At 71.7% G+C, this 8,607-nt stretch carries 6 protein-coding genes; all 6 read right to left on the bottom strand.

Translation table 11 applies throughout. From position 1 onward, the window contains the following. Positions 1-144 precede the first annotated feature (144 nt). Complete coding sequence (locus KME78_RS63235) at positions 145-1,833, bottom strand: (2,3-dihydroxybenzoyl)adenylate synthase (protein ID WP_219539882.1); 1,689 nt, start codon at positions 1,831-1,833, stop codon at positions 145-147. Next, positions 1,814-3,892 (bottom strand): acetate--CoA ligase family protein, encoded by a 2,079-nt coding sequence (locus tag KME78_RS63230; protein WP_219539881.1) that lies wholly within the window; start codon positions 3,890-3,892, stop codon positions 1,814-1,816. Before KME78_RS63230 ends, KME78_RS63235 begins: the two co-directional genes overlap by 20 nt. After that, positions 3,889-5,448 (bottom strand): FAD-dependent monooxygenase, encoded by a 1,560-nt coding sequence (locus KME78_RS63225; protein WP_219539880.1) that lies wholly within the window; start codon positions 5,446-5,448, stop codon positions 3,889-3,891. The genes KME78_RS63230 and KME78_RS63225 overlap by 4 nt, the downstream gene beginning before the upstream one ends. Next, a complete protein-coding gene (locus KME78_RS63220) occupies positions 5,448-6,260 on the bottom strand; it encodes a fumarylacetoacetate hydrolase family protein (protein WP_219539879.1) in 813 nt (270 codons plus the stop codon). The genes KME78_RS63225 and KME78_RS63220 overlap by 1 nt, the downstream gene beginning before the upstream one ends. Continuing rightward, positions 6,257-7,342, bottom strand: coding sequence for a cupin domain-containing protein (locus KME78_RS63215; RefSeq protein WP_219539878.1), 1,086 nt, complete (start codon positions 7,340-7,342; stop codon positions 6,257-6,259). The genes KME78_RS63220 and KME78_RS63215 overlap by 4 nt, the downstream gene beginning before the upstream one ends. Positions 7,343-8,101: 759 nt before the next feature. After that, a partial coding sequence (locus tag KME78_RS63210; protein ID WP_219539877.1) for an MFS transporter occupies positions 8,102-8,607 on the bottom strand: 506 nt, incomplete at its 5' end.

Here is an 8,607-nt window from a genome sequence, read left to right as displayed (position 1 = left end):
CTGTGATAACCACCGTTGCTACCGGAAGGTCGCTCTATGTCGCAGAAGATTCGCTCTACGTCACTATTTCGCCCGATTATCGTCCCACGCGGCGGGCTCAGGGATCAGTTTGTACACGGGCACTCAGGTCGTGTCGTCGGCTGTTCATGCGTCCGACTGGGCTGCCAGGCGGGCGGCGATGTCCGCGCGCAGGGCCTTTTTGTCGATCTTCCCGACCTTGGTGGAGATCAGCTCGTCCACGATCACCAGGTGTTCGGGGATCTTGAAGCGGGCGACACCGCTGCGCTCCATCGTCGTACGGATCTCGTCCAGGGTGATGGTGGCGCCGGGGTGCGGCACGACGTACACGCACACGCGTTCGCCGAGAACGGCGTCGGGCATGGCCACGGCGGCGACCTGGCTGACCGTGGGGAGCTGGTAGACGAGGTTCTCGACCTCTTCGGCGGAGATCTTCTCGCCGCCGCGGTTGATCATGTCCTTGTCGCGTCCCTCGACGATCAGGTTGCCTTCGGGGGTGCGGCGGCAGATGTCGCCGGAGCGGTACCAGCCGTTGGCGGTGAAGGCGCGCGCGTTCTGCTCGGCGGCCTTGTAGTAGCCGCGAGGGGTATAGGGGCCGCGGGTGAGCAGCGAGCCGGGTTGCCCTTCCGGGACGTCGTTGTCGTACTCATCCACCAGGCGTACCTCGTCGGCCGGGGACAGGGGACGGCCCTGGGTGGTGCAGATGACGTCGTCGGGGTCGTCGAGGCGGGTGTAGTTGAGCAGCCCTTCGGCCATGCCGAACACCTGCTGCAACGTGGCGCCCAGCGTGGGTTCGACCTTGCGAGCCAGTTCGTCGGCGATGCGCGCGCCGCCGACCTGCAGGACCCTTAGCGTCCGTACGTCGTCCGCGCCGTACGTGGCGGCGTGCTCCAGCCATCGGACGGCGATGGCGGGGACCGCGGCGGTGTGGGTGACGCCTTCGGCCCGCATGGTGGTGAAGGCGCGGGCGGGCTCGGGGGAAGGCAGGGTGACGACCCGGCCGCCTTTGAGCAGCGTGCCGAGCAGGCCGGGGCAGGCGAGCGGAAAGTTGTGGCCGGCGGGCAGGGTCACCAGGTAGACGGTATCGGTGCCCATCGCGGCGATATCGGCGCTGGCGCGGGCGTTGTAGGCGTAGTCGTCGTGGGTGCGGGCGATGAGTTTCGGCAGGCCGGTCGTGCCGCCGGACAGCAGGAAGACGGCCACGTCCCGGCCGGCGGGGGCCTCGGCGTCCAGGCGGGCGCGGTCGGACTTGAGGTCGGCGGGCGGTGCGCACAGCGCGCGCAGGTCGGCGCTGCCGGGGGCGAGCTCGTCGCCGGCGACGAGGACGTGCCAGCCGGCGCCGGTGGCTGCCCGGACGTCGTCGGCCAGCTCGTGTCCGAGCGCTTGGTGGTCGAAGTCGCGCATGCGGTCCGGAACGGCGATCGCGACCGCCTCGGCGTGGGTGGCGAGGTAGGTCAGTTCGCTGCGCCGGTGCCCGGGCAGGGCCATCACTGGGACGATGCCCGCGCGCAGGCAGGCGAGGGTGAGGACGACGAACTCCCATCCGTTGCCGAGCTGCACCACGATGCGGTCGCCGCGGCCGATGCCCAGGTCGAGCAGGCGTACGGCTGCCGCGTCGGCGCGTTCGGCCAGCTCGGCGTGTGTGAGCCGGAGCCCGGCGACGGGATCGGCGAGTGCGGGCGCGTCGGGGGTGCGGTCGGCGACCTCGCGCAGCAGGTTTCCGAGCGGGATCCCGGCCCAGTAGCCTTCGGCGGCGAAGCGCCGGGCTTCGGCCTGCGGCCAGGGTACGACGTGGTCAGAGATGGGGCTGGGCATCGTCGGCCTCCAGGGGGATGATCACGGCGTCGAGGGCGACGAGACCGTCGGCGGTGAGTCTCAGCGGGTTGATCTCGATCTCGTCGATCAGCGGGTTGGCGGTGAGCAGGTCGCCGAGCGCGGCGACGATCCGGCTCAGCTCGCCGGAGTCGAGGACAGGCCCGGAACGCCACCCGGTGAGCAACGCGTGCCCGGTCAGCTCCGACGGCATGGAGACCGCTTCGGCGGGGGTAAGCGGGGCGAGCCGGACGGCCACGTCTGCCAGTGCCTCCGCCACCGTCCCGCCCAGGCCGACGAGGACGACGGGGCCGAAGACCGGGTCGCGGCGGACACCGACGATGAGGTCGACCCCGGCGGGGGCCATCTTCTCCAGCAGGTAGCGTCGGGCGCCTGCGGCGTCGAGCCGGTCCAGTGCCGCCTCAAGTTCGTCGCGGGTGGCGACGTTCAGGTACACGCCGCCGATTTCCGTCTTGTGCAGCACCTCGGCGTCGAGCAGTTTGACCGCAACGGGCCCGCCGAGTTCCGCCAGCACGGCACGGGCGTCGGCGCGGGCGTCGCATGCGCGGTGCGGCATGGTTCGCACGCCGATACGGGCGAGGAGGTTCTTGGCCTGGTGCTCGTCGTGGCGGCCGCGGACATCTGCCGGCACCCGGCCGCCCTCGGGAGAGGGGGCGGCGGTGTGCGCGCGGGCGCGGGCGTCGGCGAGGAGGGCGGCGGTCGCGGCGGCGACGCCGCGCGGGTCCGTCGTGACGGCGACCCCGGCCTCCAGCAGCTCACGCCGCTTCCGGACGACCTCCTCACCCGTCCCGCCGAGCCCCAGCACCATCGGGGTGCCGCGGGTGTGGCCCTCCTTGACGGCGGTGACGATGTCGACGGCGTCGGGCTCGTACAGCGTGTACGCGGCGATCATGTCCACGCCCGGATCCGCGCCGACCGCGGCGAGGATGCGTCCGAGCGCCGGGCCGGGACGCCCGGTGTCGACCGGGTTGGCCTGGTAGGTCAGCGGCGGCAGCAGTTCGGCCAGAGCGTCCCGCGTGGCCGTGGTGAGCTCGGGGATGTTCGCCCGTCGGCCGCGCAGGTCGTCCAGGAGCAGCAGGCCAGGGCCGGCTTGCGCGGTCACCACGCCGACCCCCGCGGTCCTGCGGGGCCGCATGCGGGTGACCGCGAGGGCGCCGACGGCGTCGACCAGCTCGCGCTCGTCGTCCACCAGTACGGCGCCCGCCTGGGCGAGGGCGGCCCTGGTGATGCGCCACGACGTCGCCAGCGCGCCGGTGTGGGAGGCGGCGAAGGCGCCGACGTCGTTGCGGCCGACGACGAGGGCGACGACGGGGCGGTGTTCGGCGAGCCGGCGCACGCTGTCGACCAGGCGGCGGCCGTCGGCCACCGATTCGATGTGCAGCGCGACGGCGCCGGTTGCGGGGTCGTCGGCGAGATGACCGAGGATGTCGGGGGCGCTGAGGTCGACGGCGTTGCCCAGCCCCACGGCCAGGCTGATGCCGTGCCCGGCCTCGGTCAGCAAGAACGCCAGGGCGTGGTTGACGCCGCCGCTGGCGGCGACGACGGCCACCTTGCCCGGCCGCACCCGGGCGGCGCCGGGCACGAAGGTGGCGGTGAGGCCGGCGTGCGGGGCCAGGAAGCCGCTCGTGTTGGGGCCCAGCAGCCGGATGCCGGTCCCGGAGACGATGTCGGCGAGACGATGTTGGTGGGCCGCACCGGCTTTCCCGGTCTCGGCGAATCCGCCCGAGTAGATCACGGCGGCGCGGGCGCCGCCGGCGGCGGCCTCGGCCAGGGCGTCGGGGCAGGCGGGGGCGGGCACGCAGATCATCGCCACGTCGATCGGGCCGTCGGCGGCGGCCTGGGTGACCGATCCGTACATGCCGTCGTCACGGTCGTTCACCAGCGCCAGGTGTCCCCCGGCGGAGGCGAAACCGGACAGCGAGCGCGCGAGCGTCGCTCCGAGCTTGTGCGGATGGCGGGATGCTCCAATGACAGCGATGCCGCGGGGCGCGAATAGTGCCGACAGATCCGCCGGGGTCGTCGTGGTGGCGGTGTCGCTCACGCGGCGACCCCCACCAGGTCGGCGCGGCCGGACAGCACGATCGTGTGGGCACGGTCGTGGTCGAGCGCCGGTTCGATCATCAGTGTGGGAAGACGGTGCCGCAGGCGGGCCTGCTCGCACACCAGGGTCCGGGTCAGCGGCGTGCCACCGGCCACCGCGACCAGGACCGGCCGCTCACCTGTTGCCACGAGGTCGGCGAGGCGTGCGTAGAGCTCCGGCAGCTCTGCCTCGGAGTCCGGCGCGTCCACGAGCAGACCCCACGCCTCCTGCGCCGGAATGGCCGACAGCGGCAGGTCGTCCACGGCTGCCGGTGTGCCGCCGGCATCGGTGACAACGTCGACGAGCCGACTCGCGGCCTGCCAGCCGCCGCTCTCGAACGGCGTGCGCAGCGGCTCGGCGCCGTGGATCTCGACCCACCTGTGCAGGCTGGCCTGGGTGAACTCGGGGGCACGGCGGGCCAGCCGCGCGTCGGTGATGCTGCGTGACAGGAAGTGGTAGGCGAACTGCCGGGGCTCGAAGGCGTCGTAATAGCGGCCGAAGTGCTCCCACCACGACAGGCTCGGCCGCGCGGCGTCCTGGATCTGCCGGACGGACGGCTGGGCGGCCGACTCGTAGGCCTCGAGCGCGGCGGGCAGGTCGCCGCCGTGCTCGGACAGCGCGCGTGCCAGCGCCACCGCGTCCTCCATGGCCATCTTCGTCCCCGAGCCGACCGAGAAGTGCGCGGTGTGCGCGGCGTCGCCGAGCAGGACGACCGGTCGTGGCGTCAGGGTATGCCAGCGTTTGGTGCGGCGCGTGCGGAAGCTCCCCCAGCGGGAGTTGTTGGTGAGCAGCCGCTTCCCGTCGATCTGGCCGGCGAACAGCTCCTCCAGGTACGCCTTGGAGACCAGGTCGCTGGGGCCGGGCGGCTGTGTGACGTCGAACGCGTCGAGCCCTGCCCGCCGCCACGAGGCCTCGTCGGTCTCCACGATGAACGTGGACGCCTTGTCCGAGATCGGGTAGCCGTGCACGGCGAAGACGCCGTGCGGACCGCGCTCGTGCAGGAAGGTGAGCCCGTCGAAGAGGTGGTCCGTGCCGAACCAGATGAACTTCGCGCCGGCGGTCTCGACCTCGCTGCCGAAGCCCAGCCGGTCGCGGATCTGCGAGCCGGTGCCGTCGGCGGCCACGACGAGGTCGTAGCCGGTCAGGTCGTCGAGCGTCACCTCGGTGGAGAAGCGCAGGTCGGCGCCGAGATGGCGGGCGCGGTCCTGCAGCAGCGCGAGCAGCGTGCGCCGGACGATGGCGGCCATGCCGTTTCCGCCGCAGCGGACTCGCTCCCCCTTGAGCCGGACCTCGATGTCGTCCCAGTGCCTGCCGTGCTCGTCGAGCGCCTCCCGCAGCACCGGGTCGGCCTCGTGGATCCCGGCCAGCGTACGGTCGGAGAAGACGACGCCGAAGCCGAAAGTGTCGTCGGCACGGTTGCGCTCGAACAAGGTGACCTCGGCCGCCGGGTCGAGCCGCCTGATCATGGTGGCGAAGAACAGCCCGCCCGGGCCACCCCCGGCGACAGCGATGCGCATCAACTCCCCCTGACCATCGTGTTGCAGATCTCGCCGACGCCATCGACGCGCGTGACCAGCTCCGATCCTTGCCGCAGGTAGCGCGGGGGCTTGCGGGCGTGGCCGACGCCGCCCGGCGTGCCGGTGGCGATGATGTCGCCGGGGCCGAGGGTGATGATCTGAGAGATGTACGCGACCAGCTCGGCGGGACCGAAGACGAGGTCACCGGTGTCCGCCTTCTGCACGAGATCGCCGTCGACCTCGCAGGAGATCTCGCCGGGCTCGGCATCGGTCACCAGCCACGGCCCGACCGGGGTGCTGCGCTCGAATGTCTTGCCCTGGAGCCACTGTACCGAGCGGTACTGGAAGTCCCGGGCGGTGACATCATTGATCACGGTGTAGCCGGCGATCGCCGCGGCGGCCTGCTCCGGTGCGGCGTGCCGCACCTCGGCGCCGATGACCACACCGAGCTCCGCCTCCCAGTCGACCTGCTCCGAGCCGCTGGGCAGCTCGACCGGGTCGAAGGCGCCGACGAGCGCACGCGCGAACTTGGCGAACAGCGCCGGATAAGCGGGCAGTTCGCGGCCCATCTCCAGGATGTGGGTGCGGTAGTTCAGCCCGACGCAGATGACCTTCTCCGGGCTCGGGATCAGGGGGGCGTAGTCGAGCCCGTCCAGACTGTGGCGAGGCCCGTCTGCCTGCTCGGCCGCCGCCTTCCAGCCTGGCCGCGCTAGCCACGCGCCGAGGTCGGCGGCGCCCAGCTCGACCGCGCCGTCGTCGTCGACGCGGACCGCGGCGGTGCCGTCATGGGTGCGGATGGTCGCCAGCTTCACTGTGGCAGTTCCTCTCGGTGAACGCGGGAGAGGCCGAGAGCCTCGAAGACAGGGTCATCGCCGAAGCGGAAGGCATCCAGGCCGGTCTCGGTGGTCAGGGACAGCGCGGCCCAGGACGGGACGGCGAACAGGTCTCCCTTGCCGACCTCGTAGCGCTCGTCGCCGACCCGGACCAGGCCGGAGCCCTCGAACACCTGCCAGACCGAGGAGCCGGCCGTGCGGGTGACGGCGGTGCGGGCGCCGGCCCGCAGCCGGTGCATCTCGCAGCGGATGGTGGACAGGCAGTCCCCGGCGGTGGCCGGGTTGGTGAAGCGGACGACGGCGTGACCGGGCTCCACGACGCCGGAGTGGCCTTCCTCTTCCAGCTCCAGCTGGGCCGCCAGGGCGGCGTCGGTGTGCTCCCAGCGGTAGGCCATGAGCGGGGACGCCTTGGGCGGCGGCGCCCCGATCGGGGTCAGGCCGGGGTGTGCCCAGAGCCGCTCATTGCGGGAGACGGCGGGCGTCTCGCGGGTGCCCAGCTCGTCGGGACCGAACTCGAAGAACCCGGCGTCGAGCTGGCGGACGAGCGGGATATCCAGCCCGTCGATCCAGGCCATCGGATGGTCGGTGGTGTTGTGGTGCTCGTGGAAGTGCATGCTCGGGGTGAGCAGGAGGTCTCCGCGGCGCATCGCCACCGGGTCGCTCTCGACGTTGGTCCACACGCCCTCGCCGTCGACCACGAACCGGAACGCGGTCTGGGTGTGGCGGTGCGCGGGCGCCTCCTCGCGCGGGCCGAGGTATTGGATCGCCGCCCACAGGGTGGGCGTGGCATACGGGGTGCCGGGCAGGCCCGGGTTGGCCAGCGCGATCGCGCGGCGCTCGCCGCCCCGCCCCACGGGGACGAGCTCACCGGCACGCTCGGCCAGGGGCAGCAGGGTCGACCAGCGCCACAACATCGGCACCGCGTCCGGCTGCGGCGTGACCGGCATCAAGCCGCCGATCTGCGTCCACAACGGCGTCATGTGCGCCGCGGCGAAAGCCTTGTAGAGCTCCTGCAGCTGGGCTTGCTCCTCCGCCGTGATCTCAGGGAGCTGAACGTTCATGCGATGGTCCTCCCGATCGTCCTGCACTCGCGGTCCGGCTCTGCCCGCGGCAGCGCTGTGAGCGACGATCCGCTCCGCAACCGCGCGCACATTGCCACGCTACAACAAATTTAGGACGGCCGTCTATAGAATGAAATAGATAGGAGAGTCGCCCTTTCGCCTGACAGCTGCCGCAGCCCCGCCCAAGTTGGGTCCGCCTCCGGTCGAGGCGTTCGGCTTCAACCGTTCGGAGTTGCACACCCGCATGGGCCTCGCCGATGGGGCGACCTTCCCACGCGTGCCCGGCATCGAGGCCACTGTGGTGATCGACGCCCCCCGGCAGCGCCCTCCGGCTCGGCGGGCAGGTGGTGACCATGATGGGCGGGATGCGCCGGACGTTGCTGATCCGCGGCGGCACGTCCTCCGTGAGCCTGGCGGGCGTCGCCATCGCCAAGGACATGGGCGGCGACCGTCCTGGCGACCATTCGCTGCGCCGACCGCGCCGACGAGCTCGCAGAGCACGGCGTCGACCACCCGATCGTGGACACCGGACACGTCTCCGCCGCTGTCCGCCAGATCGTGCCGGACGGCGTGGACGTCTCTGTAACTGGCGTCCATCCCCACCGGCGTGCGGCTGACCACCTACTCTGGCGGAGCCTCCGACCTTGCCCGCTGACGTCCTGCAGCGGATGCTGGAGCAGATCCGGCAGGCTCATTCCGACGTGGAGAACGACGCCGCCGTCGACAAGCTCGTGCTGCGTGTCCACCATCCGTAATGGCTCACACCGCCTCAGACTGATCGACGCCGGCCGCTTTCCGGCTGGCGCGCACCCGCGGCACCGCCGCGATGAAGATCGCGCCCGCCAACGCCGGCAGCACGAACGCGTAGAAATTCCATTCCGCGCCAAGACCCGACCCCAGGATCCAGCCGCCGAGCAGCGGGCCGAGGATCGCACCCAGCCTTCCGACGCCAAGGGACCAGCCGAGGGCCGTCGCGCGTGCGGACGACGGGTAGTGCGTGGCGACGTAGCCGTTGACGAGGATCTGCGTGCCGACGCTGCCCAGCCCGGCCACCGCGACGCATGCCATGAGGACGGCCGTGTCCAGGTGGAGGCTGAGCAGATACAGGCACAAGGTCGCGGCGAGGAAGGCGCAGGCGGTGACGATCTTCGAGCCGAAACGGTCGGCGAGGAAGGACACCATGATGGTGCCGACGATCGCGCCCAGGTTGAGCACGAGGAGGAACTGCAGTGAGGAGCCGAGCGGGTAGCCGGCCTGGCGCATGA

The sequence above is a fragment of the Nonomuraea guangzhouensis genome, assembly GCF_019396345.1.
Classification (GTDB): Bacteria; Actinomycetota; Actinomycetes; order Streptosporangiales; family Streptosporangiaceae; genus Nonomuraea; species Nonomuraea guangzhouensis.
This window is presented reverse-complemented; position numbering and strand designations above follow the sequence as displayed.

What these genes read in the sequence shown, in the direction of transcription:
- KME78_RS63235 (WP_219539882.1), bottom strand. Translation starts at nt 1,833, where the DNA reads ATGCCCAGCCCCATCTCTGACCACGTCGTACCCTGGCCGCAGGCCGAA.
- KME78_RS63215 (WP_219539878.1), bottom strand. Translation starts at nt 7,342, where the DNA reads ATGAACGTTCAGCTCCCTGAGATCACGGCGGAGGAGCAAGCCCAGCTG.
- KME78_RS63225 (WP_219539880.1), bottom strand. Translation starts at nt 5,448, where the DNA reads ATGCGCATCGCTGTCGCCGGGGGTGGCCCGGGCGGGCTGTTCTTCGCC.